Below are 25,807 nucleotides of genomic sequence, written 5' to 3' on the forward strand. Positions count from 1 at the left end.
GTCCCGTACGAGCCACAGGCCCGGCCGCCCGGGGTCACGGGCACGGCCCCCTTGCCGCCCGTCGGCGTCGATCCGATTCCGGCCGCACCCGTCCTCCACGACCTTTCACGAAGGAACTCCTCTCATGGCCTCCGCCACGCATCCCGAAGTCGCCGCTCTTCTCGACCGTGCCCACCGCCTCGGTGCCGATCCGCGCAACACCAACTACGCGGGGGGCAACGCCTCGGCCAAGGGTGTCGAGACCGACCCCGTGACCGGAAACCCCACGGAACTGATGTGGGTGAAGGGCTCAGGCGGTGACCTCGGCACTCTGACCGAGCAGGGTCTCGCCGTGCTGCGGCTGGACCGTCTGCGCGCTCTCTGCGAGGTGTATCCGGGGGCGGAGCGCGAGGACGAGATGGTCGCCGCGTTCGACTTCTGCCTGCACGGCAAGGGCGGGGCCGCCCCGTCCATCGACACCGCGATGCACGGTCTCGTGGACGCGGCGCACGTCGACCACCTGCACCCCGATTCCGGTATCGCGCTGGCGTGCGCGGCCGATGGTGAGCGGCTGACTGCTGACTGCTTCGGGGACAAGGTGGCGTGGGTGCCGTGGCGGCGTCCCGGGTTCCAGCTCGGCCTGGACATCGCGGCGATCAAGGAGGCCAACCCGCAGGCGGTCGGGGTCGTGCTCGGCGGTCACGGCATCACCGCGTGGGGTACGACCTCCCAGGAGTGCGAGCGCAATGCCCTCTGGATGATCCGCACCGCCGAGAACTACCTGGCGGAGAAGGGCAAGGCGGAGCCCTTCGGTTCCGCGATCGAGGGGTACGGGGCCCTGGCGGAGGCCGAGCGGCACGCCCGCGCCGCAGCCCTCGCCCCGGTCATTCGCGGGCTCGCTTCCACCGACCGTCCACAGGTCGGCCTCTACAGCGACAGCGAGCCGGTTCTCGACTTCCTCGCGCACGCCGGGCACCCGCGCCTCGCCGCGCTGGGCACCTCGTGTCCGGACCACTTCCTGCGCACCAAGGTCCGCCCCCTCGTCCTCGACCTCGCCCCCTCGGCACCGCTCGCCGACCAGGTCGCGCGCCTGAAGGAACTGCACGAGGAGTACCGGACGGAGTACCGCGCCTACTACGAGCGCCACGCCGCCCCCCAGTCGCCCGCGATGCGTGGTGCCGATCCGGCCATCGTCCTCGTTCCGGGCGTCGGCATGTTCTCCTTCGGCACGGACAGGCAGACCGCCCGGGTCGCGGGTGAGTTCTACGTGAACGCCATCAACGTCATGCGCGGCGCCGAGGCCGTCTCCTCCTACGCCCCCATCGAGGAGTCGGAGAAGTTCCGCATCGAGTACTGGGCCCTCGAAGAGGCCAAGCTCCGGCGGATGCCGAAGCCGAAGGCCCTCGCAGCCCGCGTCGCGCTCGTCACCGGCGGCGGTTCGGGCATCGGCAAGGCGATCGCGCACCGTCTGGTGGCCGAGGGCGCCTGCGTCGTCGTCGCCGACCTCAACGGTGAGAACGCCGCCGCCGTGGCGAAGGAACTGGGCGGACCGGACAAGGCCGTCGCGGTCACCGTGGACGTGACCGACGAGGACGGGATCATCGCGGCCTTCGAGCAGGCCGCACTCGCCTTCGGCGGTGTCGACCTCGTCGTCAACAACGCGGGCATCTCCATCTCCAAGCCGCTGCTGGAGACGACGGTGAAGGACTGGGACCTCCAGCACGACATCATGGCGCGCGGTTCCTTCCTCGTCTCGCGCGAGGCCGCCCGGGTGATGATCGCGCAGAACCTGGGCGGTGACATCGTCTACATCGCTTCGAAGAACTCGGTGTTCGCGGGGCCGAACAACATCGCGTACTCGGCGACCAAGGCCGACCAGGCCCACCAGGTGCGTCTGCTCGCCGCTGAGCTGGGGGGCCACGGGATCCGGGTCAATGGTGTCAACCCCGATGGTGTCGTGCGCGGTTCCGGCATCTTCGCCAACGGCTGGGGTGCTCAGCGCGCCGCGACGTACGGCGTGGAGGAGAGCAGGCTCGGCGAGTTCTACGCCCAGCGGACCCTGCTGAAGCGCGAGGTGCTCCCCGAGCACGTGGCCAACGCGGTCTACGCCCTCACCGGTGGCGAACTGAGCCACACCACCGGCCTGCACATCCCCGTCGATGCCGGCGTCGCCGCCGCCTTCCTGCGATGAGCGGCACCCCGGCTGCGTACGCCGCCGTGGACCTCGGCGCCTCCAGCGGGCGCGTCATGGTCGGCCGTGTCGGTCCCGGCACACTGGAACTGAGCGAGGCGCACCGCTTCCCCAACCGGCCCGTGCGCCTCCCGGAGGGGCTGCGCTGGGACATCCTCGCCCTGTACGCGGGCGTCCTCGACGGGCTGCGGGCGGCGGGCCAGGTGGACTCGGTGGGCATCGACAGCTGGGCCGTCGACCACGGGCTGCTCGACGCGGACGGCGTACTGCTCGGCAACCCGGTGCACTACCGCGACAGCCGCACCGACGGCGTCGCCGAGAAGCTGTGGGCCACGTTGCCGCCCGAGGAGCTCTACGCGGCGACCGGCCTCCAGTACGCGCCGTTCAACACGCTCTACCAACTGCTCGCGGCCCGCTCCACACGGCAGTACGCGAGCGCCGCGCGACTGCTGCTCCTGCCCGACCTGCTGACCCACTGGCTCACCGGCACCGAGGGCACCGAGCTGACCAACGCCTCCACCACCCAGCTCATCGACCCGCGCACCCGCGACTGGGCGCACGGGGTGGCCGAGCGGGCCGGGGTCGACCTCGGGCTCTTCGCCCCGCTGCGGCAGCCCGGCGACCCGGCCGGGCTGCTGCGGTCCGAGGTGCTGGAGGAGACCGGGCTCACCGGGCCGGTCCCCGTGACGACCGTCGCCTCGCACGACACGGCGTCCGCCGTCGTCGCCGTTCCCGCGGGCAATGAGCGCTTCGCCTACATCTGCACCGGCACCTGGTCGCTGGCCGGCCTCGAACTGACGGCGCCCGTGCTCACCGAGGACTCCCGCGCCGCCAACTTCACCAATGAACTCGGCATCGACGGCACCGTCCGCTACCTGCGCAACATCATGGGCCTGTGGCTCTTCCAGGAGTGCGTACGCGCCTGGGGCGATCCGGACCTCGGCGCACTCCTGCGCGGCGCCGCCGCCGTGCCGGGCCTCAGATCGGTCATCGACGCGGGCGACCCCGCCTTCCTCGCCCCCGGCCGGATGCCGGAACGCATCGCGGCCGCCTGCCGGGAGACGGGTCAGCCCGTACCCGGGACGCCTGCCGAGACCACGCGCTGCATCCTCGACTCCCTCGCGCTCGCCCACCGCAGGGCCGTCCAGGACGCGCAGCGCCTAGCCGGGCACCCCGTCGACGTCGTGCACATCGTCGGCGGCGGCACCCGCAACACCCTGCTGTGTCAGCTCACCGCCGACGCCTGCGGGCTCCCGGTGGTCGCGGGGCCGACGGAGGCCGCCGCGCTCGGCAACGTCCTCGTCCAGGCACGGGCACACGGAAAGGCCGGTGACCTCGCCGACATGCGCCGCCTGCTCGCCCGTACCCAGGCACCCACCCGCTACACGCCGCAGGGAGACACCGCGCGCTGGCGGGCGGCGGAAGCGAGATTCACCGAGCGCTGAAGCCCCGAGCAGCCCCGAGAAGCTCCGGGAGAACTCGCAAACGCCCTGCCCCGCACCGACGCCCGGCCTTCCTGGGCGCCCGGTGCGGGGCCGATCCCCGCCCCGCACCGATCCCCGCCCCGCACCGAACCCTCGTGCGGCCGGACGCCGCGCGCGACACCGGCCGGACCCGTACGGACATCTCAGGAGCAGCACCATGCCGGACACCCCAGGCGCCCCGCGGACCCCGGACACAGCCGGCCGCGAGGCCGAGGCCGACGCAGCCCGTGAGGCCGTCGTTCAGGCCGCGCTCGGCGAACTCGACCTCGACACCAAAGCGCGGCTGCTCGCCGGGCAGGACCTGTGGTCCCTGCCCGCCGTCGCGCACATAGGCCTCTCCTCGCTCGTCATGTCCGACGGGCCGATCGGAGTGCGCGGGGCGCGCTGGAGCGCGGACGACACCTCGATCGCGCTGCCCTCGCCCACGGCCCTCGCCGCGAGCTGGGACCCCGCCCTCGCGCGGCGCGCGGGCACACTGCTCGCGCAGGAGGCCCGCCGCAAGGGGGTGCACGTCCTGCTCGCGCCCACGGTGAACCTGCACCGCTCGCCGCTCGGCGGGCGGCACTTCGAGGCGTACAGCGAGGACCCCTACCTCACCGGTCGGATCGGGGCCGGGTACGTGAGCGGGGTGCAGGCGGGCGGGGTCGGCGCGACCGTGAAGCACTTCGTGGCCAACGACGCCGAGACCGAGCGCTTCACCGTCGACAACCTCGTCCCCGACCGGGCGCTGCGCGAGCTGTACCTGGCGCCCTTCGAGTTCATCGTGGGAGCGGCGCGCCCCTGGGCCCTGATGACGGCCTACAACGCCGTCAACGGCCCGACGATGACCGAGCACCACCGTCTCGTCAACGAAGTCCTGCGCGGCGAGTGGGGGTTCGACGGCGTCAACGTCTCCGACTGGCTCGCGGCGCGCTCCACCGTCGGCGGCATCACGGGCGGTCTCGACCTCGCGATGCCCGGCCCCGACACCGTCTACGGAGAAGCGCTCGCCGCCGCCGTCCGCACCGGTGAGGTGCCGGAGGCCACCGTCGACGCGGCCGTACGCAACGTGCTGCGGCTCGCCGCCCGCGTCGGGCTGCTCGCGGGGGCCGCCCCGGTGGTGCCCGCGAGCGCGCTCCCCGCAGAGGTCGACGGCGAGGCCCTCGCGCGCGAGATCGCCCGCCGCTCCTTCGTGCTCCTGCGTAACGAGAACGCGACGCTGCCCCTGCGCGACCCGGCCGGCATCGCCCTCATCGGCGCGGCGGCGCGGGATGCCCGGGTGCTCGGCGGCGGCTCGGCGACCGTCTTCCCGCCCCACGTCGTCTCCCCGCTCGACGGGCTCGTCGCGCAACTGCCCGCGGGCCGTGTCACGTACGCGATCGGCGCCGACCCGAGCGACGAACTCGCTCCGGCCGAGAAGGGGTTCGCGCTGCGTGCCCGGTGCCGCGACGCGGCGGGCGAGGTCATCGGCGAGGCCCGGCTGCCCAACGGACACCTGCAGTGGACCGACGACGACCTGCCCGAGGGCGTGACGCCCGAGCGGCTCCACAGCGTCGAGATCCTCGGTACCCTCACCCCGCGCGAGAGCGGTGAGCACCCCTTCGGGACCCGGGGGGCCGGAGGCCTCACCCTCACGGTGGCGGGTCAGGTCGTCTTCGACGGCGTACAGCCGCCCGAAGAGGAGACGGACGCCTTCGGCGCGGTCTTCGGGCCCCCGGTGGAGCGGGGTACGGTCGCGCTCACGCGCGGCGAGACCGTCGACGTCTCGCTGCGGTATGTGCTGCCCGAACGCACCAAGGGCCCGCTCTGGGGCGTCGTCTTCACTCTCGTGCACCTCGAACCGCGCCGGGACGCCGACGAGCTGATCGCCGAGGCCGTCGCCGTCGCACGTGCGGCCGAGGCTGCCGTGGTCGTCGTCGCCACGACCGACCGCGTCGAGTCCGAGGGCTTCGACCGCACCGATCTGCGCCTGCCCGGCCGTCAGGACGACCTCGTGCGCGCGGTCGCGGCCGTCAACCCCCGCACGGTCGTCGTGGTCAACTCCGGATCCCCGGTGGAGCTTCCCTGGCGCGAGGAGGCCGCGGCCGTGCTCGTGAGCTGGTTCCCCGGCCAGGAGGCAGGCGCCGCTCTCGCCGACGTGCTCCTCGGTGCCGAGGAGCCGGGCGGCCGGCTCCCCACCACCTGGGGCGGTCTCCAGGACGCGCCGGTCACCGACGTCACCCCGAAGAACGGTGAACTCCGCTACGACGAAGGGGTGTTCATCGGCTATCGGGCCTGGGACAAGGCCGGTGCCAGCCCCTCGTACCCCTTCGGCCACGGCCTCGGCTACACCTCCTGGGCCTACGAGTCCCTGGAGGTCGAGGGCACTTCGGTCACCGTCGGCGTCCGTAACACCGGTGCGCGCCCCGGACGCGAGGTCGTGCAGGTGTACCTCGCCCCGGCCGCGGCCGGGGCCGTCCCTCCGCGGCCCGCCCGCTGGCTCGCCGGTTTCGCCGGTGTGACGGCGGCCCCCGATGAGACCGCCCGGGTGACGATCGACCTTCCGGCCCGCGCCTTCGAGGTCTGGGACGAGGAGGGTGGCCGCTGGCGGCGGATGACGGGCCGCTACGAGGTACGGGTGGGACGCTCGATCGAGGACATCCGGCTCGGCGCACCGCTCACCGTCTGAGCGGGTGACCGGGTTGCCGTGCTCACCCCAAGGGCCTGTCCGACCTTGATCCGCCGGACAGGCCCTTTGGCCGCCGGCCCGGGGGTGAGCCGGCCGGGCGGCCGCCGCGGGGAGCGGCTGCCCGCGCCCGCGGGCACCACGCGGACCCGCCGCCGGCGCACCGGACGCCGTCCCGCTCTTGACCATGAGCGAGTGCCGGGCTCATAGTGTTCTGAATCCTTTCACTGACATCACGGCAAGCCGTGCAACTGCCTTTTCGTGCAGATCACTTCATTTCCCGCGTGGACTCGGTACTCCGAGTCTGAATCCATTCATGCACGTGGACGCACTCCCTTCCTCACCTCCCTGTCCCCGCACACCTGGAGCGTGATCATGACCGAGGGCACCACCGGCCCGAGCCACCGGCCGAGCCGTCGCACCGTCGTCAAGACCCTGACCGCGGGCGCCGCCGCCGCGGCGGCCACCGCCGTGACCGGCGGCCCCGCACGGGCGGCCGGTTCCCCGCCGCTCGATGTCAGGACGCTGAGCCCCTTCGACCTGTCCTTCTCGGCAGCGGCGACCTCCGTGCCGTACGCCGTCGTCCCACCCCGATTCCGCACCCTGGAAGAGGAGTTCACCCGCGACAGCCTGCACCGTTACGAGCAGCTGCACCCGGACGGCAGCCCCGCGCGGCTGAACGCCGGCCGGGGCGCCCTCAAGTCCACCGGCGCGAAGCCCTACTTCACCCTGCTGCGCTCCGCCACGGCGCAACGCGCCCCGTACTCCGCCGTCGTCGTCGATGTCCGAGCGATGACGGGCGGCACGAAGACGCACGACACCGTCCTCGTCGGACTCGCCCGCGACGCCGACCGCTACCTCATGGGCTGGTACAACAACGCCACCGGCACCGTCGGCGTCGACGTGAGCGTCGACGGCGAGGTGACCACGCTGGGCAGCATCCCGGCGAAGCTCGCCGCGCCCTTCCGGCTCGCCCTCTCGGTGACCGGGCCCGGCGCCGCCGTGCTGGCCGACGAGGGCGACGGCTGGCGGCACCTGACCGACGCCGTCGTCAGCGACCACCTCGACCTGCGCGGAATAGGCGGCAGTGCCGGCAACGCCGAGTTCGACGTCGCGACGGACGTGCCGAAGAACGGCACCCTGGGACAGCTGTTCACCGCGAAGGCGCCCTTCGTCAGCGTCGGCGGAATGTTCCCCACGCACCAGACGCGCGGCACCGAGGTCACCCTCTCGCTCCACCGCGACGGCCCCGGCGGCGAGCTGATCACCCGCTCGCGGCTCACCGACATCCCCGACAACAACTGGCAGTACCTGACCGTCGAGCAGCCGCTGCCCGCCGGGACGTACTACCTGGAGCAGTCAGAGGCCGTGGGCCCGGTCGCCTGGTGGACCAGCAGCACCGACCGCATCGACTGGGGCACCGCCTACCAGGACGGCGGGCCCGTCACCGGCGACCGCACCATCCGGCTGCTCTCCGCGCCCGCCGAACCGGCCTCCGGCCTCCTCGCCGCCTACCGCAACGCCTTCGGCGTACGCGCCGACGCCGGGACCATCGTGGTGGACCGGGTCGAGGCCGGATACTGGGGCCAGGCCGGGATCCGGGACCCCAATATCGTCACGTGGCCCGACGGCAGACCGTACATCGAGGACGGTGCGCTCTACCTCACCCTCAGCAACCACGGCCTCGCCGGCGGCATCCCCGCCGCACACCTCGGCGTCTTCCGGCTGCCGCTGCGTGCGAACGGCCGCCTGGAGGAGACCGGCAAGATCTTTCTGAACCGTTCCGGGCAGGTGTACGGCGACCACGCGGGACATGTCGTCTACGACCCGGAGCTCAAGGGCTTCCGCGTCTTCGCGGTCACCTTCGGCGACTACGACCTCTACAACAGAGCGGTCACCGAGTACGCCACCACGTCCCATGACGTCCTGCACGGCGTGAGCCTCCTCGCCCCGCGCGAAGTGGCCCGGGGCATCGACCCCTTCCCCCTCCACCACGAGGGCGCGTGGTGGCTCGCGCTCAGCGACTCGGGGACCACCACGACCTACCGCTTCGCCGACGACGCCTTCGCCGAGCCGGAACGCGTGGGCGCCAACGACAACGGCGGTGTCTACTACGAGGGCACCAAGCTGAGCCGTATCGGACGGGAGTGGTACGTCCTCACCAGCAGCTCCACCGACTACCGGGTCTACGACCTGCGGGCGGAACTGCTCGGCACGCTTCGCGCACCCCACCCGGACGGATGGATACCGCACGCCATGGTCCTGCCGCTCGCGCTGCCCGGAGACCGCACGCGGTACCTCCAGCTGAGCATGGACGGAGACGGGGACCCCGTCTCCGGGGCCTTCGGCCACTTCCGCGTGAACCTCTCCGACCAGACCGTGCGCGGACGGGAGTTCCCGGGCCGCTGAGGCCGGTACGTGCCGGGGCGGGCGTGGTCACCTCCCACGCCCGCCCCGTGCCACGATCCGTGTGCGGCGTCGTCCTCAGCGCCGCGTGCGCGTCGACTCCCGGACCACGAGTTCGGGCTGGAGCACGACCGAGCGGTGCTCGTGCCCGGCCGGCGGGTCCATCTCCGTCAGCAGCAGCTCCGCCGCCATCCGCCCCATCGTCACCGCCGGCCGGCGCACCGAGGTCAGGGGTACGGCGGCCGCTGCCGCGAACTCGATGTCGTCGTAGCCGATGATGGCCATGTCCCTCGGGACGTGGACGCCGGCCGCGAAGAGCACCTGGAGCAGTCCGAGGGCGAGCAGGTCGTTGGCGCAGAAGACGGCTGTGGGGCGCGGGTTGAGCCCCAGCAGCCTGGCGCCCGCGTCGCGCCCTGCCGCCACCGTCATGTGGTTCGTGGGGAGTTCGGTCATCGCGTCCGGCGGCAGCCCGGCATCGGCGAGCGCGGAGAGCAGCCCCGCGCGCCGGTCCTGTACCTGCTGGAGGTGCGGCGGCCCACTGACGTAGGCGACGGAGCGGTGCCCGGTGGAGACGAGGTGCCGGCCCGCGAGGGCGCCGCCCATGGTGTCGTCGACGGAGACGGAGGAAACCTCGCTCTCCTTGCCCACCCTGTCCACCAGGACGACGGGAATGCCCTGCTTGCGCAGCGCGTCCAGATCGGTCCACGAGGCATCGGCCGGCGTCAGCAGGACGCCGCATACCCGGTGTTCGGCGAACAGGGAGAGATAGCGTGCCTCCTCCCGCGGGCTCTGCGCGCTGTTGCAGACCATCGCGCCGAGACCCGCCGCCCGTGCCACATCCTCGGCGCCGTGCATGATGCCGGCGAAGAAGGGGTTGCCCGCGTCGAGCACGAGCAGAGCCATGATGCGGCTGCGCCCGGCCCGCAACTGGCGGGCCGACTCGCTGCGCACGTAGCCCAGACGCTTGATGACCACGCGGACCCGTTCCAGGGTCTCCGGTGACACCGACTCGGGACGGTTGATCGCGTTGGAGACCGTGCCGACCGACACCCCTGCCTCCTGGGCCACATCCTTGATTCCGGCCATGCGTCCTACGCTCTTCTTCGGGGGGCAGCCATCGCCCCATTCAAGCAGGTGTCCATGTGACAGCGGGCCGTCGGGACAGCGGAGTTGGGGAACCCCGCTGTCCCGACGGCCCGGTTCTCTATTCGATGCCGGAACCGACCACGCCCTTGATGTACCAGCGCTGGAACACCACGAAGATGACGAGGACGGGCAGCATGCTGATGACCGCCGCGGCCATGCCCACACTGGGCGAGACCATGTTGTACTGGCCGCGCGCGAGAGGGGCCAGCGCCACCGTCATCACCTGGTGCTCGCGGTCCGGGGCGATGACCTGCGGCCAGATGTACGTGTTCCACGCCGTCAGGAAGCTGATGGAGCAGTAGGCGGCGAGCGCGGGCTTTGCGAGGGGCAGGGCGATCTGAACGAGCACCCTGACCCAGCCGGCGCCGTCGAGCTTCGCCGCCTCGATCAGCCCCGGGGGGAGCGTCGCGAAGAACTGCCGGAAGAGCAGCATCGCGAAGGCCGTCTGCCCCGCGACCGGCAGGATCATCCCGGCGTAGGAGCCCACCAGGCCGAGACGGTCGACGATCACGTACAGCGGGATGAGCGTCATGTTCGTCGGCACGAACATCGGGACGATGATCACCGCCATCACCGCGCCCACCCAGCGGAACGGGATCTTCGCGAGGGCGAATCCGGCGGGGATGGTGATGAGGAGCTGGACGAGCAGGATGCCGATGCTGAACGCGAAGGAGTTGGCGATGACCCGCGCCGACAGGAAGTGGTACGCGTCGACGTAGTTGTGCCACACCGTCGTCGGCGGCAGGAGGTGCGGGGGGTACGCCCGGATGTCCTGCGCCGACATCAGTGAGGCCGACAGCAGGTAGAACAGGGGCAGGGCCATGATCAGCCCGCACAGGACGATCAGGGTGTAGCGGGTGGCCGCCGACCATTTGCTTCCGGTCATGACGACCTCCTGAGAATGCGGGCCCCGAGCCGGAACAGCAGGACGGCGAGACCGATGAGCACCAGCTGGAAGAGACAGAGCGCGCTGGCGTAGCCCATGTCCGAGTCACCGAAGGCGGTCTTGTACGCGTACAGGGCGAGGGTCTGGGTACGGTCGAGTGGCCCTCCGTCCGTCATGATCAACGAGACTTCGAAGGAGTTGCTCATGAAGTTGATCACCTGGAGGGTCGCCACCAGGACGGTCGTCGCCCGGACCATGGGCCAGGTGATGCTCCACAGCTGTCGCCAGCGGCCCGCTCCGTCCAGTGCCGCAGCCGCGTAGATGTCGTCGGGAATCCGCTGGAGACCGGCCAGGTAGAGGATCATCACCAGGGGCACGGCCAGCCAGATCATCATGACCGACATGGCGGGGAGCGCCCAGGTGGTGCTGGACAGCCAGGCCGGGCCGTCGACGCCGAACCAGCCCAGCACCTTGTTGGCGACACCGGCCCGTGGGTCGTACATGTAGGACCAGAGCACGGCGGCGACCGCCGACGAGGCGACCATGGGCGCGAAGTACAGGATGCGGAGCGGGCCGATACCCCGCATCCGGCTGTTGATCAGCACGGCGAGCACGAAGCCGACGAGGATCGTCGGGATCACGCCGAGCACGATGAACTCGATGGTGGTCCACAGGGCGGACCACATCGTCGGGTCCTTGAACAGCCGCGTGATGTTGTCCAGACCGGCCCACTCGGGCGTCCCGAACAGGTCCCACCGGAAGAAGCTCAGGCCGAGACCGATGAGCGCCGGGAGGATCACGAACAGGGTGAAGCCCACCATGCTCGGAGCCAGGAACAACGCCGCAGCCCAGGCGTCGCGGCGTTTTTGCTGGTTGCGCGGGCGGGTCCCCGTCGCGGCCGGCGCAGGGGTACGCACCGCCGGCTCCTTGTCCAATGCCGAAACCATTACTGCACCATTCTGTTTCCGCAGGGCTGCCTCGCCCTGGGGCGGCCGGGTCGCTCACGCCCCGGGGCGAGGCTGCTGCTCGTCACCGCGACTGGAGGGCCTGGTTGACGGTCTTCTCGGCGTCCTGGAAGGCGGACGTGACGGAGCGGTGCTCGATCTCGACCTGCTGGACGGCCTTCTTGACGCTGTCGCTGAGCGCCTTCTGCGCCTTCGCGGGCAGCGCGGGGAGCAGATAGGCGTCCTTCGCGGCGGTGGCGAAGGCATCCTCGTTCTTGGGCGGGGCGGGCAGTTCGCGCCAGGTGCCGTGGTCGAGGCCCTGCTGCGTCGGCGGGACGACCTGGCCGGTGGCCTGCGCGAGCTTCATGCCGCCGTCGTTCTTGTAGAACCAGGCGAGGAAGGCCCAGGCGCCCTCCTTGTTCTTGCTGGTCTTGCCGATCGACAGACCGTAGGAGCCACCGCCGACCGTGGACTTGCCGTTGATCTTCGGCATCGTCTGCGTGTCCCAGTCACCCTTGAGGGACTGCTTCATGGCCGGGACGACCGCGCGGACGGAGAAGGCCATCGCCGTCTGGCCGTTCTCGAACTTCGGCAGACTTCCCTGGTCGGCGGCGTACTTGGGAGCCGACGTGCCGTACGCGCCCAGAAGCATCTTCCAGGCCTCGATCGCCTTGGGCTGCCCGATACCGGACTTCTTGGTCTTCGGGTCGTAGACGCTCCCGCCGTAGGCATTGATGACCGGGTTGTAGACCGAGTTCTGGTCGCCGATACCCAGCGGGGGAGCGAGCGCCGCGAACTTGTCGCCGGAGCCCTTCTTGATCTTGTTCGCGACCCGGTAGAGGTCGTCCCAGGTCCAGTCGGGCTTCGGGTACTCGGTGACCCCGGCCTTCTGGAAGAGGTCCTTGTTGTAGAAGAGCGTCGTGGAGTCCGCGCTCACCGGGAGGCCGGTGATCTCGTCCGGGTCCTCGACGGGGCGGTACTGACCGAGGAACTGGGGGAGGAAGTCCTCGCCCTTGAGCCCGCCCTTGCCCTCCTTGAGCCACGGCCCCAGGTCCATCGTGATGTTGCCGTTGGCCAGCTGGTTGGCGGCGTAGTCGACATTCATGAGGACGTCGGGGACCTTGCCGCCGAGACGCTGGGTGACCAGCTGCTGGACGTACTGGGTCGAGTCGTCGGGCAGCGACTGCACCGAGATCTTCCGCTTGGGGAACTCCTTCTCGTACGCGGCCGCGTACTTCTTGAACTGCGGCACAAGGGCGTTCTGCACCGACAGGACGATCTTGCTCCCCTCGACGCTGCCACCGCCGCCCGACGAACCGCCGCAGGCGGCCGTCAGGGTGAGCAGGGCCGCACCGGCCCCTGCGAGCAGCATGCGCCGTTCCCGGCGTCCTCTTATTCCGGCCATCTCGCTGATCCTCTCTGTCCACGACTGTCGGCCCCGGCACGTGCGGAACCTGGAGAGCAGGTCATCATGACTGACGGTCCGCTCGCCGGAATCAGCGTCTGCGGAGACTCGTCGTGCGGCCGGCTCCACGCCATGGGTGGCGGGGCGGGCTGCGAATCCCTGAGTGAAAGCTTTCACTGACGATGCGACATTGTTTCACCGGTGTCAACACTTTCTTCGGTAAAAGCCCCCCGGTGTCGCCCATCGTGCCTGCAACGCAGCTCAGGACGGTCCGTCAGGTCGTTCGCCCGGGTGCTTCGCGAGGGTGGACGCGGGGTGTCCGGTGGGTGCGGGTCGACGCTCCACGAGGTCCATGGCGCCACGTGATTGAATTGTTTCATTCCGTGTCGGTGGCCGACTTCGCTGCCCTTGGGCCCCATCATGCGCCTGATGTCCTCAGTCGCCCGGCGGGGCGTCGAAGACGACGCGGGAGCGGTACCGGGCGGCCTCGGGACCGCGCGTGAAGACGTCCCGCACCGGGGCGAGGGTGACGCCGCCACGGCGGTACACGCCGTCCACCGCCGCCTCCGCCCCGCCGAACCACCGGGCGGCCCCGGCGTCCTCCTCCCGTGCTCCTTCGGCCCCCAGCAGCAGCGTCCCGTGGTGCAGGGCCACGGCCTCTCCGTCCCCCGCGTCCCGTACGCGCGGGCCCACCGGGAAGTCCACCGTCCAGCTGTCCCCGGCGGCCGGGACCGTGAGCAGCTCCCCGAGTGCGGGGCTGACGACGGGTCCGCGCGCAGTCCAGGTGGTGACCGTCCGTGTCGGGCCGGTCCAGGACGGCAGCGTGAAGACGATCCGCAACGGCTCCCGCAGCCCGGACTCCACGACGTCGAGCACGGTCCTGCCGCCGGTGGGGTACGTGGTGCGCTGCCGCAGCACCAGCGGACCCCCGGGCAGCGCCAGCCGGTGCGTCCCGTCGCGGTAGAGATCCACGCTCAGCGTGGTCACGCCGTCGGGCCCGGGGCCGGGCAGGCTGTAGCCGCGCTCGCGGAGTTCGGCGAGGCCGACCGCCCCGCGCATCGAGCAGCACCAGGCGGCGTCGGGGTGGTGGCCGGTGAGCCACGGCCGCCCGGGGCCGGTCGTGGTGTCGAGCCCGAAGCCGCCGTGCGCCTTCTGCGCGTGCCCGAGGCCGTTGTGCTCGATGGCGTGGGCGTCGTCGAGGTAGCGGGGCTCCCGAGTGGTGCGCCACAGGCCGAGCGCGAGGATCAGCGAGTCGGTCACGGCGCAGGGCTCGGTCCATGAGTCCGGGCGGCCGAACCAGTTCCAGGTGGCGTGATTGGCGGTCCTGCCGTGCGCGGCGTACAGCTCGTAGAGCTCGCGGGCGGCCTCCAGGGCTGACGCGGAACCACTCAGCTCGTGGAAGGCGTGCAGGCAGCGGGCGGCGGTGAGCGTGGCGTGCAGCTGGGCACGCGCTCCACGCAGGTCGTCACGCACGACGAGCGCCGCCAGCGTCTCGATCGCCGCGGCGAGGGTCAGGTCGCGGGTGTGCGCGTACGCGGCCACGAGGCCCTCCAGCGTGATGAAGACGCAGTACGTGTCGGAGGAGAGCAGCCAGCGGCCGGACCTCCCCACGACCATGCCGGACGCCTGCCCCTCGCTGTCGTCGCCCGGCCGGCGCCGGGGGTAGTCCGGGGCCCGGGTCGCGGCCGGGAGGAGCAGCCGGTACGCGATGTCCAGCGCGAGCACGCGCGAGTGGTCCTCGCCGGTGAGGCCGTGATGGGCGAGCAGCCCGGAGACGAGCCAGCCGTGCCCGGCGAGCTGCTGCTCGTCGACGGCCTCGCGGTGCACGGGCCCGAGGTGGCCATGCGCGTTGAGCACGCCCGGCAGGCCGTCCACCAGCTGCCTCAGCCGACGCGGCTCCTCGCCGGTGACCGAGGCGAGGCGGGACAGGGCGAGGATCAGCCGGCCCGGGTAGTCGCCCGGCCACGTTCCCGTCGCCCCGTCGCGCAGCACCGGCTCCGCGTCGTAGTCGGCGGCCTGGAGGCGGCGCAGGGAGGCGGCGATACGCGGGTCCCCGCGGTCGTCGGGCAGGACGGTCGCGAGCCGGGAGGGAAACCAGGGGATCATGGCGCGCTTTCTCTCGTGAGGGGAGTGGGTGCCGGTCGGTGAGACTGTGGCGCAGGTGCGGCAGGTGCGGCAGGTGCGGCAGGTGCGGCAGGTGCGGCGCGGGGGTGCGGCGGTCACAGCTGTACGGGCCGGCCCGGGACGGAGGAGCAGCTCAGGGGTTTACATGCCGGGTTTGGCGTGATGCCATGGCTGCGAATGCCTGGTGAATCGATTCAAGCGGTCATCAGATCGTGCCAGAACCGTCCACGGAGGACAACACCTCGATGTCCGTGCAGACTTACCCCCGTTCGCCCGAGCGGGCCGACGCGCCTGCCCCGGTCGCCCTGCGCGCCGAGGACCAGGCTCCCGCCGCCCCCGCGGCCACCCGCTTCGTCCCGGTCCTCACCTCCGCGAGGCCCACGCTGAGCTGGGTCGTTCCCCTGGTCCGGCGCGGCCAGCGGCAACGCGCCTACCAGGTACGCGCCTGGACCCCCGGAGGGGGCGGCGAAGAGGACCGCGTGCTGTGGGACTCCGGGCGGGTCGACAGCCACGAGAACGCCTACGTGTCCTGGAGCGGCGCCCCCCTGCGGCCCCTGTCCCGGGCGCTGTGGGCGGTCCGCGTGTGGGACGAGCGCGACACGGCGTCGGACTGGTCCGCGCCCAGCGCGCTGGAGACGGGCCCGCTCGGCGAGGACGACTGGGCGGCCGTCTGGATCGAGGTGCCCGCGCGCAGCGCCGCGCGCCACCGCTTCGCCCTGCCCGGTCCCTGCCTGCGCGCCCGGCTCCACCTCACCGCTCAGGGAGTGGTGCGCGCCCACCTCAACGGGGAGCCGGTGAACCCGGATTCCAGCGACCCCTCGCGCACCGAGCGGCACCTCGCCCTCTACCGCACCTACGACGTCACGGACCTGCTCACGGCCGGCGAGAACGTTCTCGCCCTCGTCGCGGGAACCGGCAAGCGCCGCGACCGGGAGGCCGCTCCCCGCCTCTTCGCGATGCTCGTCGCCGAGTACGCGGACGGCCGCACCCTGCGGATCGGCACCGGACCCGGCTGGCGCCACGGCCCGACGCCCGTCGTCACAGAGGACAACCACTACCTGGAGCACCACGACGGCACCGCCCGCCAGGACTGGGACGGCCTCGCCTGCGAGGACACCGACTGGCCCGCCTGCGCACCGGCCGGTCCCCCCGGCCTGCTCCCGCGCGTCCTGCCCGACCCGGGCCCCGCCCTGCGCGTCGTACGGGAACGGGAGGCCGCGGAGCTGGGGCGGCCCGTCCCCGGGGTGCGCGTCTTCGACGCCGGAGAGAACCTCGCCGGGCGCACCGTACTGACCCTCGACGGGGTCCCGGCCGGCACCGTCCTGGAAGCCGTGCACGGCGAACTCCTCGACGACGGGGGCCGCGTCTGCACCACCAATATCCGGCTGCCCAACGACACCGAGCGCGAACGCCAGGTCCTGCGCCACACCGCGAGTGGCGTGGACGGCGAACGGGCCGGGGTCTGGTTCGCGTTCCACGGCTTCCGCTACGTCGAGGTGCGCGGCGTCCCGGAGGACGCCGGGCTCTCCGTCACCGCCCGCGCCCTGCACAGCGACGCCCCGCGCACCGGAACCGTGACGGCGGACGAGCCGCTCGTCGAGCGGCTGACCGAGGCCGCGCTGCACACGCAGTGGAACAACCTGCACGCGCTCCCCGAGGACTGCCCCACCCGCGAGCAGCAGGGCTGGACCGGCGACGCCTCCGTGTCGGCCGCCGCCGCCGTCGCGCACCTCGACATGGCGGGCGCCTACCGCAAGTGGCTGCGCGACCTGCGCGAGGGCCAGCGCACGGACGGCGCCGTGCCCGCCATCGTGCCGCAGCTGGAGGACGAGGCGGCAGCGCCCGACCCGGTCTGGGGCTCGGCCTACAACGTCATCGTCCGCGAGCACTACCTGCGCTACGGCGACCTGGCGGTGGTCCGAGAGCACATCGGCCCGCTGCGCCGGTGGGCCGACCATCAGCTCTCCCTCGTCGGCCCGGAGGGGCTCGTCACCGAGGTCGAACTCTCCTACGGCTTCGACTGGCTCGCCCTGCGTCAGACCCCGCCGGTCTTCCTCCAGACCTGCGCCGTCATCGCCTCGCTGCGCGACCTGGCCGACCTGGAGGACGCCCTCGGCGAGAAGGCGCGGGCGGCGGAGCGCCTGGCAGCCGCCGACACCCTGGCCAAGACGGCCCGCGCGGCGCTGCGCGACCCGGTGACGGGCCGGTGGGCCAACGGCACGCAGGCTTCCGCCGCGCTCGCCCTCGCCACCGCGCTCGCCTCCGGCCCGGAGGAGGAGGCGGAACTGCTGGCCGAACTCGCCGCCGGGACACACGAGCAGGGCGACCGCGTCACCTCCGGCTTCTCCGCGACCCAGGCCGTCGTGCGGGCCCTCGCCGGCGGACCGGTGCGGCCGGGAGCCGCCGCCGCGCACTGGCGGCCGGGGGCCGGACAGGCGCTGCTCGCCGCGCTGCGCCAGCCCGCGTCACCGGGCATCGGCGCGATGCTCGCGCAGGGCCCCGGCACCCTGTGGGAGTGCTGGTGGATCGACGCGCAGAACACCGGGACCGGTTCGCTCGACCACATCGGGATGGGCGCGCCGTTCGCCGAGTGGGTGTGGCGCCGGCTCGTGGGGATCGAGCCCGATCTCGCGGGCCCCGGTTTCGCGCGCTTCACCGTCGCGCCCCGCCCCGTACCGGGCCTGAACCGGATCCGCGGCGAGGTCAGCACGGTGCGCGGCACGGTCGCGGCCGGCTGGGAGCGCGACGCCGGGACCGGCGGCCTGACCCTGCGCGTGACGGTGCCCGTGGGCTCGGAGGCCGTGGTGCGGGTGCCGGGCGGGGCCACCGGCCCGGTCCGCGTCGACGGGCTCGTCCTCGGTGCGGAACTGCACCCTCAGCTCGACGTCTTGGGCGCCGAAGGCCCCGACCTGTGCGTACTCGCCCCTTCCGGCGTCTACGAATTCGCCTGCGCGGCCCCCGGCGACGAGCCCGGCCCCCTGCTGGGCGCGGCGCCCGCCGCCCGCCCCGGCGTTCCCGTGCGGGTGCCGCTGGTGCCGGGTGTCCGCGCGGAGACGCTGAGCACGGGGATCACGCACGGCTGGACGGCACAACCGCTCACCCACGACGGCGAGGCCGGGGCCGTCCTCGTCACCGCCCCCGCGGACGCGGCCCCCGGCACGACCGCGCGGCTGACGGCCGGTGACGGTGTGACCGAAGCGGTACGGACCCTGCGGGTGGACGTGGGCGGGAGCTGGCTCTCGGGGGGTACGGGAGCCGGCGGCTGGTCGGCCGCCTCGGAGGGGGCGACGCTGGAGGAGCTGGAGGACATGGTGTGCCGGCCGGTCTTCCACGAGCCGGTGGCCGGGACGGCGCTGCTCGTCGGCGGTGCTCCCCGCGATCCGCGCGAGTGGCGCACCGCGCGGCTCGACCTGCCCGAGCCCGCGGACCTGACCGCGGCCCGTTTCGCTTACGCCTACGTCGACCAGTGCGTCCCGACGCCGCCCGGCAGCCTCTTCGGCAAGGCGGTGCTCCGGCTGATCTCCGCCGACGGCTCGGTGCGGGAGGGGCGGCTCGACCGGCCGCTGCCGGCGGGCTGGAACCGGGTCACGGCCGACCTCGGTGAGGACTGGCCGGGACGCTCCCGCGTGGTGGCCGTCGAGGTCGCCGTGCACCGCCCCGAGGCAGACCCCGCCCCGTTCCCGGTGAGCTTCCACCTGGGCCGGGTCGGCTGGACCTCGGCCCTGCGTACCTGGTGAGACGAGGACGCCGGGCGTGCGCGCGCCCGGCGTCCTTGGGGCGCCGCCGCTGAACGAACGGGAGCCCTTCCCGTACGGGACCTGCTGGTCCGTAAGGGAAGGGCTCCCGTCGTAGTCCGTGGGGAACCGCTCGCTGCCGGCCCCACGCCGCCGGTCACTCCTTGCCCGGCACCACCCGTCCTACCCGCTCCAGCACGGCTTCCCCCGCACCGGTGCCCGAGGCGAAGACAGCGAATCGCGCACCGGTGAAACCCTGGGTCACCTCGGCGGCGAGCAGCCGGGCGAGGCCCTGACCGACGGGGAAGCCGACCCCGCCGACGGTGGCGCGGAAGCGGTAGTGCGTCCCGTCCGCTTCGATGTCCAGGCGCACGGGCCCCTCGTCCGGCAGCGCGAAGACCTCGGTGGTGGCCAGGTCGTCGACCACGCGGTGCAGAACCGCCTCGCGCCGCCCGGCCCGGACACCTACCGCGAGCCGGTAGTGGTGGGCGGCGTCCGCGTACACCGCGACCCCGGCCGACGCCCCTTCGGGCAGCGTGCGCAGCGTGGCGCCGAACGCGTCCGCGAACTCCTGCTGGCGCCACAGGAGCGCGGCGGCGGGCCACTCGCCCTCGCCGGGCGCGAGCGCGGGCAGCGTCAGCCGGTCCAGCAGGCCGGGTGCGCGGTCCTGGTCGCCGAGTACGGCCACGAGGCCCTGCGGGGGCGGCCCTGCGACGGTGGCCCAGCCGGCGGTCCACACGGTCTCGCGGAAGGAGCGCGGAGCTCGCGCGGCCCGTCCGCCGCCGGGCAGCGGCCGGGGCAGCTCCATGTCGAGCTCCACCGTGCCGTCCCTGCCGATGACCGGCCAGCCGTCGTCGGTCCACTCCACCGGTGCGAGGAAGGTCTCGCGGCCCAGCTGGTGGTGGGCGGCGAAACCGTCGTGCCGGGTGCCGAGGAACAGCGCCCACCAGGAGCCGTCGGGTGCGTCGACGAGTTCGGCGTGCCCGGTCGACTGGACGGGGTGCCCGACACGGTGGCGGTGCGTGAGGACGGGGTTGTGCGGCGCCGGGGTGAAGGGACCCCACGGAGAGCGCGAGCGGGCGCAGGTCTGCATGTGACCGCGCCCGGTGCCGCCCTCCGCGCTGAACAGGTAGTACCAGTCGTCGATCTTGTACAGGTGGGGACCCTCGATGTCGTTGGAGCAGAAGCCGGACCAGTCCGTGGTGAGTTCGCGCAGCGGGCCGCTCATGACGCCCGTCGCGGGGTCGATCTCGCTCTGGACCACGGGCCCGAGCCGCCCGTCCGGGAGCGGGTCGAGCGTGCGCCGGGTGTAGTAGCAGGTGCCGTCGGCGAAGGTCAGTGAGGGATCGAAGCCCTCCCGGTCCACCCACGCCGCGTCCGACCACTCGCCCGCCGGGTCCTCGGCGCCGACCACGAAGTTGCCCTGCTCGTCGGCGACGTTGGTGCATGCCAGGTGGAAGCGCTTGCCGTCGTGGCGCAGGGTCGGCGCGTACAGGTTCAGCGGGCCGGGGCGGCCGTCGCGCCGGTACTGCGCGGGCCGGGTGACCGCGTAGCCGATGACACGCCAGTGGACGAGGTCACGGGAGTGCCGGATGGGGATGCCCGGCCAGAAGTCCATGGTGGACGTGGCGAGGTAGTAGTCCTCGCCGACCCTGCACACCGAGGGGTCGGCGGCGATGCCGCGCACCACCGGATTGCTCAGGCGCGCGGGGAGCGCAGTCCGGCGCGCGGTCTCCTGGACGTGAGGCATTGCGGCTCCTGATGAGGTCGAGGTGGGGCGGGCGGCGCCACGCATGTGACGTGCGGGGGAAGGAAAGGGCGGGCCGCCCCGTCACGCCATCGTGAAGCGGTAGCTGCCCGAAGAGATCGCGGCGACCGCCGCGTACTCCGCCGGTCCGTCGAGCACCCGTACCCCCGGCGCCTCGGCGAGCGGGCGGCCGGACTCGGTGATCCGCCCCGCCGCGCCGGGCAGTGCGGGGAGACGGACCTCGGCGGTGACCCCGGGCGGCAGCGTGATGGAGAGGTCCCAAGCTTCCTTCTCCCTCCGCCAGTCGACGGTGATCGTCCCGTCATCGGTGCGCAGGGAGGTCGTGGCCCACGTGAGGCCCTCGGGTGGGCGAGGCGCGACGAGGGCCCGGCGGTAGCCGTCCGCCACCGGGGCGAGTCCGCCGACGTTCCGGTAGATCCAGTCGCCGACCGCCCCGTAGGCGTAGTGGTTGAAGGACGTCATCGAGGCGTCGGCGAAGCCCGTCGAGTCGGACCAGGAGTTCCAGCGCTCCCAGATCGTCGTGGCCCCGGTGGAGACCGGGTACAGCCAGGACGGGTAGGTGTCCTGGAGCAGCAGCCGGTGCGCCACGTCGGCGCGGCCCGCGTCGGTGAGCGCGTCGAGCAGCCATGGCGTGCCGAGGAAGCCGGTCGTGAGGTGGAAGCCGCGCGCGGCGACCTCGTCGGCGAGCCGGTCCGCGGCGGACCGGACCTCGTGCGCGTCGAGCAGACCGAGGTGCAGCGCGAGCACGTAAGCGGTCTGGGTGGGCGGGTGCAGGACGCCGCCCCCGCCCACCCAGCGTTCCCGGAAGGCGGTGCGCACCCGTTCGTACGCCCGCGTCCACTCCCGCTCCCGCTCCGTCTCGCCCAGCGCGGCGGCGAGGTACGCGGCGGTACGGGCCGCGTGCGCGTAGTAGGCGGTGGCGACGAGATCCTTCGGGGTGTCGCTCAGAGCGAGCCAGTCGCCCCAGGCATCGGCGGGCCGCAGCCCGTCCTCGCTGTGCGCCGCGAGGTAGTCGAGCCAGTCCGCGACGGACTCCAGCGCCTCGCGCGCCCCGCGCCGGTCGGCGTAGCGCTCCAGCAGCGCGGCCGGCACGGTCACCGCAGCGTCGCCCCAGCCCGCCGCGCCCGCCGCGCCGGCCCGCTCCTCCTCCGGCGCCGCGCGCCGGAACATGTCGGGCACGGTGTGCGGGACGCCCCCGTCCGGGTGCTGGGCGCCGCGCAGTTCCCGCAGCCAGCCGCGCAGGAAGCCCCGGATGTCGTAGTGGAACGCGGCGGTCGGCGCGAAGACCTGGATGTCGCCGGTCCAGCCCATGCGCTCGTCGCGCTGCGGGCAGTCCGTCGGCACGGAGAGGAAGTTGCCCTCCAGCGAGCGACGGATGTTGTGGTGCAGCGTGGTCAGCCCCTCGTGCGAGCAGGCGAAGCTGCCTGTCGCGGGCATGTCGGCCCACAGCGCGACGGCGGTGACGGAGGTCAGTTGCGCCGTCCCGCCGCCGGGAAGGTGCCGCGGCGCCCGGCTGACCGTTCGCGTTCGCGTCTCGCGGTCCTCCGCACCCTTTCCGCCCCCGGCCTCCGGGGGCAGCACGCTGATCTCGCAGTAGCGGAAGCCGTGCGTCGTGAAGCGCGGCTCCCACACCTCGCCCTCCGGCGTGCCGCGCAGCACGTACTCGTCGGTCGCGCGCGCCGTGCGCAGGTTGTCGGTGTACAGGGCGCCGTCGTGCCGCAGCGCCTCGGCGTGCCGCAACAGGACGCGGGTACCGGCCGGGCCCCGCACGCCGATCCGGACCCTGCCGGACACGTTCTCGCCGAAGTCGGCGAGCGTCGCGGTACCGCGTGTCTCCTGACGTACGGGCGGCAGTTCGCGCTGGGCGCGTACGGGCGGCGCGAGTGAGGCGAGCACGCGGAGCCCCTCGGGAGCGGCGGCGGCCACGGCCGGATGCCAGGCTCCGGCGTCGAAGTCCGGCGTGTCCCAGCCGGGGGCCTCCCGCCGTGCGTCGTACACCTCACCGTTCTGCAGGTCGGCGTAGCGGACGGGGCCGTCGCTCGCACGCCACGAGCCGTCCGCCGTCGTGCGCAGGCGCGTCGTGCTCCCGTCCGTGTGCTCGACGACGAGGAGCGCCCGCAGGGCCCGTGCGGAGCCGTAGTGCTGCTTGCCGAAGATGCAGAGGTTGCCCGCGTACCAGCCGTCCGCCAGTACGGCACCCCACGTGTTGGGACCGGTCCTGAGCAGACCGGTGACGTCGTGGGTGCGGTAGGCGACACGGTGGTCGTAGTCGGTCCAGCCGGGGGCCAGCTCCTCGTCGCCGACGCGTGCGCCGTTGAGCCGCAGCTCGTGGATACCCAGCGAGGTCGCGTAGAGCCGGGCCCGCCGCACCCCGGCCCGCAATGTGAAGTCCTGCCGGAGGAAGGGGCTCGGGCGGTACGACCCGGGGGCGCGGCCGTGCGGGGCGTCGCCGTTGCGTCCGACGGCCAGGGCGCGCGGCCACACCCTGTCGTCACCGTCGTCGAAGGCGGGCGCGGCCCAGTCGTCCGGGACCTGCGCCTCGTGCGGGAAGCCGCGGGCGCGCCAGGAGTCATCGCTCGCGACGGCGTGCGGTACGGCGGGGCCCGGCCGGGTGCGCGGGGTGCCGTCGGTGAGCGCCGCGAGCAGGTGCGGCGGCTCGAAGCCGTCACCGCTCACCCGTACCGCGAGGACGTGCCCGCCTCCGTGGTGTTCCGCCAGTGCGGCCGCGAGGGCCGGGGAAGGCAGTCCGTCGTGCGGTACGCGGACACCGTTGACCGTCGCGTCGACCGTACCCGGAGCCGCGACGAGCAGGCGGGCGGCCGCGGGCACGGCGCCGGCCCTGGCCGCGAAGCGGGCTCGGAATACGGTGACCAGGACGTCCTGCCCGCCCACCGCCCGGATGCGGTACAGATCGTGCTCCCCGTCGACCGTGTCCAGGTCGGGCAGCGGCGCCCACCCTTCCTCACCCGGCGCGGTGATCCACTCCGCGTCGAACGCCTCGGTGGCGTCGGGGAGGCCGGGCGCGAGCCCGGTCTCGAAGAAGGCCGGCTCGCTCCACCCGGAACGCGCGCCCTCCTCGTCCGCGACGCGCACCCGCCAGCTGTAGCGGGTGCACGGGACCAGGGCAGAGCCCTCGTAGGGGATGTCGGCCGTCCGTTCGGAGCGCTGCCAGCCGCTGTCCCACACGCTGTCGCGCGCGTCGTCTTCCACCCGCAGCCGGTAGGCGCTCTGGGCGCGGCCCCGGCCGGTGGCGGCGAGCCGCCAGCCGAAGAGCGGGGCGGCCTCGTCGAGGCCGATCGGCCCGGTGCGCCGCTCGGTGGTGAGGGCGAGGGGACGCAGCGGCTCGTGGGCCTCGGCAGGGGCGGTGGCCGGCTCGTTCACGTGGTGGCTCCTGAGGACTTTCCCGCTGATTGAAACTATTCAATTCGCTAGGACCCTAGAGGCGATGCGGGTTGTGGTCAATAGGAGGGACGAGAAGCATTAACGCGCACGTGGAAGACGTACTGGAGGGGTGGGGGGTGGCACCTCCCGTAACCTTCTCACTCATTAAAACCTTTCAATTCCTGGGTCCTGACCGCTACGCTCGGCTCCGGCCGCCGACCGCGCGCCGAGCCGGGGGCGAGCCCGCCCCGGGGCCGCGGCGCGCACATGCCGGGCGGCCGCCCCCTCACCCGCAGGAGGGCCCGCAGGTGCCGGCCCCCGCCCGAACCGGAGGACCAGCCCCATGACCGATCACGATGACGCGAGCCGCTGGCGGGACCTCGACGACCAGGTCCGCCAATGGTGGGACGAGGATCTCGTCACCGCCGACGAGAGCGAGGTCAGGGCAGACCCCAACGCCCTGTACCTCCCCGAGCCGTACGCCTCCGGCGGCGGGCGCGTCGGTCCGCCCTGGTACCGGTCGATGTTCGCCTGGGACACATGGTTCAGCAACCTCGCCCTGCTCGTACACGAACGCACCGACCTCGTGCGCGCCCACGTCGTCAACTACGTGTCGATGGTGGAACGCTTCGGCTTCATGCCCAACGCCAACCAGGTGGCCCTGCGAACCCGCTCCCAGACTCCCGTCTTCCCGGACGGCATCCTGCGCCTCGTCCGCGCGACGGGGGACACCGCCCTGCTGCACCGCGCCTACGCGGCCATGGTCACCGAGTACACCGGCTACTGGTGTGCCGAGCACCACCGCACCCCGAGCGGTCTGGCCACCAACGCCGACCTCGGCGACCCGCAACTCGACCCGCGCCTGGCGGCCGAGGCGGAGACCGGCCTCGACTGGACGCCGCTCTACGACGGCGACGTCCGCCGCGTCGCCCCGCTGCTCACCAACTGCGCCCTCGTCCGCTACGCCGAGGTGCTCGCCGAGTGCGCCGCTCTGCTCGGCAAGGAGGCCGACGCCGCCGAGTGGCGCGCTCGGGCGCAGGAGCGCGCGGCGCTGATCCGCGAACTGTGCTGGGACGAGGAGGAGGGCTTCTTCTTCGACTACGACCACGTGGCCGGGCGCCGCCTGCCGCACTGGAGTCTGTGCGGCTTCTGGCCGCTGTGGGCGGGCGTCGCCACGCCCGAGCAGGCACGCAGGGCGGCCACCGCGCTCGACCGCTTCCGTACCCCGTACGGGCTCACCACCACCGACCGCGCGCTTCCCAGCCCGCACCCCGGCATGGCCGACGGTGACGTGCAGTGGATGCACCCGGCGGGGTGGGCGCCGCTGATCATCATGACGGCCTGGGGCCTGGACCGGTACGGGCTCGCCGAGCGGGCCCGGGAGGCGTCCGAGGGATTCGTCGCGCTGATGGTGCGCCACTTCGAGGAGACCGGGGAGCTGTACGAGAAGTACAACGTGGTCTCCGGCGGCCTCGCGCTGCCCAACGAGCGCTACGGCACCATCCGGCTCCATGGCTGGACCTCGGCCGCAGCCGTCCTGCTCGGGCGGCTCGTGCACGAGGGGACCCCGCTGGACACCCTCCTCATGGAGAGCGAGAGCAGGCTGCGCGCGAGCGCCGGGGCGGGGGAGGGATGAGCGGGGCGGTGGGCGAGTAGGGGGTGCGCGCGGACGGTCCGTGTGTACGCGCACGGGCCGTCCGCGGGTCCTGCGCCGC

13 protein-coding genes are annotated in these 25,807 nt (G+C 72.8%); 6 read left to right on the forward strand and 7 right to left on the reverse strand.

Annotated features, from left to right (window positions below; all coding sequences use genetic code 11):
• Positions 1–124 precede the first annotated feature (124 nt).
• From OG892_RS30845 to OG892_RS30860, 4 genes are all read left to right on the forward strand, one after another.
• Positions 125–2,170 carry a bifunctional aldolase/short-chain dehydrogenase gene (locus OG892_RS30845; RefSeq protein WP_371630780.1) on the forward strand — a complete coding sequence of 682 codons (2,046 nt, stop codon included), beginning with the start codon at positions 125–127 and terminating at the stop codon, positions 2,168–2,170.
• Entirely contained in the window at positions 2,167–3,615 is a 1,449-nt protein-coding gene (locus tag OG892_RS30850) for a rhamnulokinase family protein (RefSeq protein WP_371630781.1), read from the forward strand. The genes OG892_RS30845 and OG892_RS30850 overlap by 4 nt, the downstream gene beginning before the upstream one ends.
• A 196-nt stretch (positions 3,616–3,811) precedes the next feature.
• Positions 3,812–6,301: a glycoside hydrolase family 3 protein gene (locus OG892_RS30855; protein ID WP_073737643.1), complete on the forward strand. Its 2,490-nt coding sequence runs from the start codon at positions 3,812–3,814 to the stop codon at positions 6,299–6,301.
• Between the two features lie 372 nt (positions 6,302–6,673).
• Positions 6,674–8,707 carry a hypothetical protein gene (locus OG892_RS30860; RefSeq protein WP_073737642.1) on the forward strand — a complete coding sequence of 678 codons (2,034 nt, stop codon included), beginning with the start codon at positions 6,674–6,676 and terminating at the stop codon, positions 8,705–8,707.
• Positions 8,708–8,782: 75 nt separating this feature from the next.
• On the opposite strand, the gene OG892_RS30865 is transcribed toward OG892_RS30860, so the two are convergent.
• From OG892_RS30865 to OG892_RS30885, 5 genes are all read right to left on the reverse strand, one after another.
• Positions 8,783–9,790 (reverse strand): LacI family DNA-binding transcriptional regulator, encoded by a 1,008-nt coding sequence (locus OG892_RS30865; protein ID WP_073737641.1) that lies wholly within the window; start codon positions 9,788–9,790, stop codon positions 8,783–8,785.
• A gap of 118 nt (positions 9,791–9,908) precedes the next feature.
• The gene (locus tag OG892_RS30870; RefSeq protein ID WP_073737640.1) at positions 9,909–10,736 is read right to left on the reverse strand and encodes a carbohydrate ABC transporter permease; all 828 of its coding nucleotides are present in this window, start codon (positions 10,734–10,736) and stop codon (positions 9,909–9,911) included.
• Positions 10,733–11,653, reverse strand: a complete 921-nt coding sequence (locus OG892_RS30875; protein WP_073737639.1) for a carbohydrate ABC transporter permease — start codon at positions 11,651–11,653, stop codon at positions 10,733–10,735. The genes OG892_RS30870 and OG892_RS30875 overlap by 4 nt, the downstream gene beginning before the upstream one ends.
• A gap of 112 nt (positions 11,654–11,765) precedes the next feature.
• Complete coding sequence (locus OG892_RS30880) at positions 11,766–13,052, reverse strand: sugar ABC transporter substrate-binding protein (protein ID WP_073737638.1); 1,287 nt, start codon at positions 13,050–13,052, stop codon at positions 11,766–11,768.
• Between the two features lie 468 nt (positions 13,053–13,520).
• Positions 13,521–15,191, reverse strand: a complete 1,671-nt coding sequence (locus tag OG892_RS30885; RefSeq protein ID WP_371630782.1) for a hypothetical protein — start codon at positions 15,189–15,191, stop codon at positions 13,521–13,523.
• Positions 15,192–15,454: 263 nt separating this feature from the next.
• Here OG892_RS30885 and OG892_RS30890 point away from each other — a divergent pair, with 263 nt between their 5' ends.
• A complete protein-coding gene (locus tag OG892_RS30890; RefSeq protein WP_371630783.1) occupies positions 15,455–18,946 on the forward strand; it encodes a family 78 glycoside hydrolase catalytic domain in 3,492 nt (1,163 codons plus the stop codon).
• A gap of 154 nt (positions 18,947–19,100) precedes the next feature.
• Here the strand turns inward: OG892_RS30890 and OG892_RS30895 are convergent, their stop codons facing one another.
• A complete protein-coding gene (locus tag OG892_RS30895; RefSeq protein ID WP_328865037.1) occupies positions 19,101–20,693 on the reverse strand; it encodes a family 43 glycosylhydrolase in 1,593 nt (530 codons plus the stop codon).
• A gap of 81 nt (positions 20,694–20,774) precedes the next feature.
• Positions 20,775–24,092: a family 78 glycoside hydrolase catalytic domain gene (locus tag OG892_RS30900; protein WP_371630784.1), complete on the reverse strand. Its 3,318-nt coding sequence runs from the start codon at positions 24,090–24,092 to the stop codon at positions 20,775–20,777.
• 343 nt (positions 24,093–24,435) lie between these two features.
• On the opposite strand from OG892_RS30900, the gene OG892_RS30905 reads away from it, so the two are divergent.
• On the forward strand, positions 24,436–25,728 hold the full coding sequence (locus tag OG892_RS30905) for a trehalase family glycosidase (RefSeq protein ID WP_073737633.1): 1,293 nt from the start codon (positions 24,436–24,438) through the stop codon (positions 25,726–25,728).
• Positions 25,729–25,807: the final 79 nt, after the last annotated feature.

The sequence above is a fragment of the Streptomyces sp. NBC_00341 genome (assembly GCF_041435055.1).
In the GTDB taxonomy this organism is placed as follows: domain Bacteria; phylum Actinomycetota; class Actinomycetes; order Streptomycetales; family Streptomycetaceae; genus Streptomyces.

Excerpts from the sequence above, each read along its gene's own strand:
- OG892_RS30845 (WP_371630780.1), top strand. The coding sequence starts at position 125 with ATGGCCTCCGCCACGCATCCCGAAGTCGCCGCTCTTCTCGACCGTGCC.
- OG892_RS30850 (WP_371630781.1), top strand. The coding sequence starts at position 2,167 with ATGAGCGGCACCCCGGCTGCGTACGCCGCCGTGGACCTCGGCGCCTCC.
- OG892_RS30855 (WP_073737643.1), top strand. The coding sequence starts at position 3,812 with ATGCCGGACACCCCAGGCGCCCCGCGGACCCCGGACACAGCCGGCCGC.
- OG892_RS30860 (WP_073737642.1), top strand. The coding sequence starts at position 6,674 with ATGACCGAGGGCACCACCGGCCCGAGCCACCGGCCGAGCCGTCGCACC.
- OG892_RS30865 (WP_073737641.1), bottom strand. The coding sequence starts at position 9,790 with ATGGCCGGAATCAAGGATGTGGCCCAGGAGGCAGGGGTGTCGGTCGGC.
- OG892_RS30870 (WP_073737640.1), bottom strand. The coding sequence starts at position 10,736 with ATGACCGGAAGCAAATGGTCGGCGGCCACCCGCTACACCCTGATCGTC.
- OG892_RS30880 (WP_073737638.1), bottom strand. The coding sequence starts at position 13,052 with ATGCTGCTCGCAGGGGCCGGTGCGGCCCTGCTCACCCTGACGGCCGCC.
- OG892_RS30885 (WP_371630782.1), bottom strand. The coding sequence starts at position 15,191 with ATGATCCCCTGGTTTCCCTCCCGGCTCGCGACCGTCCTGCCCGACGAC.
- OG892_RS30890 (WP_371630783.1), top strand. The coding sequence starts at position 15,455 with ATGTCCGTGCAGACTTACCCCCGTTCGCCCGAGCGGGCCGACGCGCCT.
- OG892_RS30895 (WP_328865037.1), bottom strand. The coding sequence starts at position 20,693 with ATGCCTCACGTCCAGGAGACCGCGCGCCGGACTGCGCTCCCCGCGCGC.
- OG892_RS30905 (WP_073737633.1), top strand. The coding sequence starts at position 24,436 with ATGACCGATCACGATGACGCGAGCCGCTGGCGGGACCTCGACGACCAG.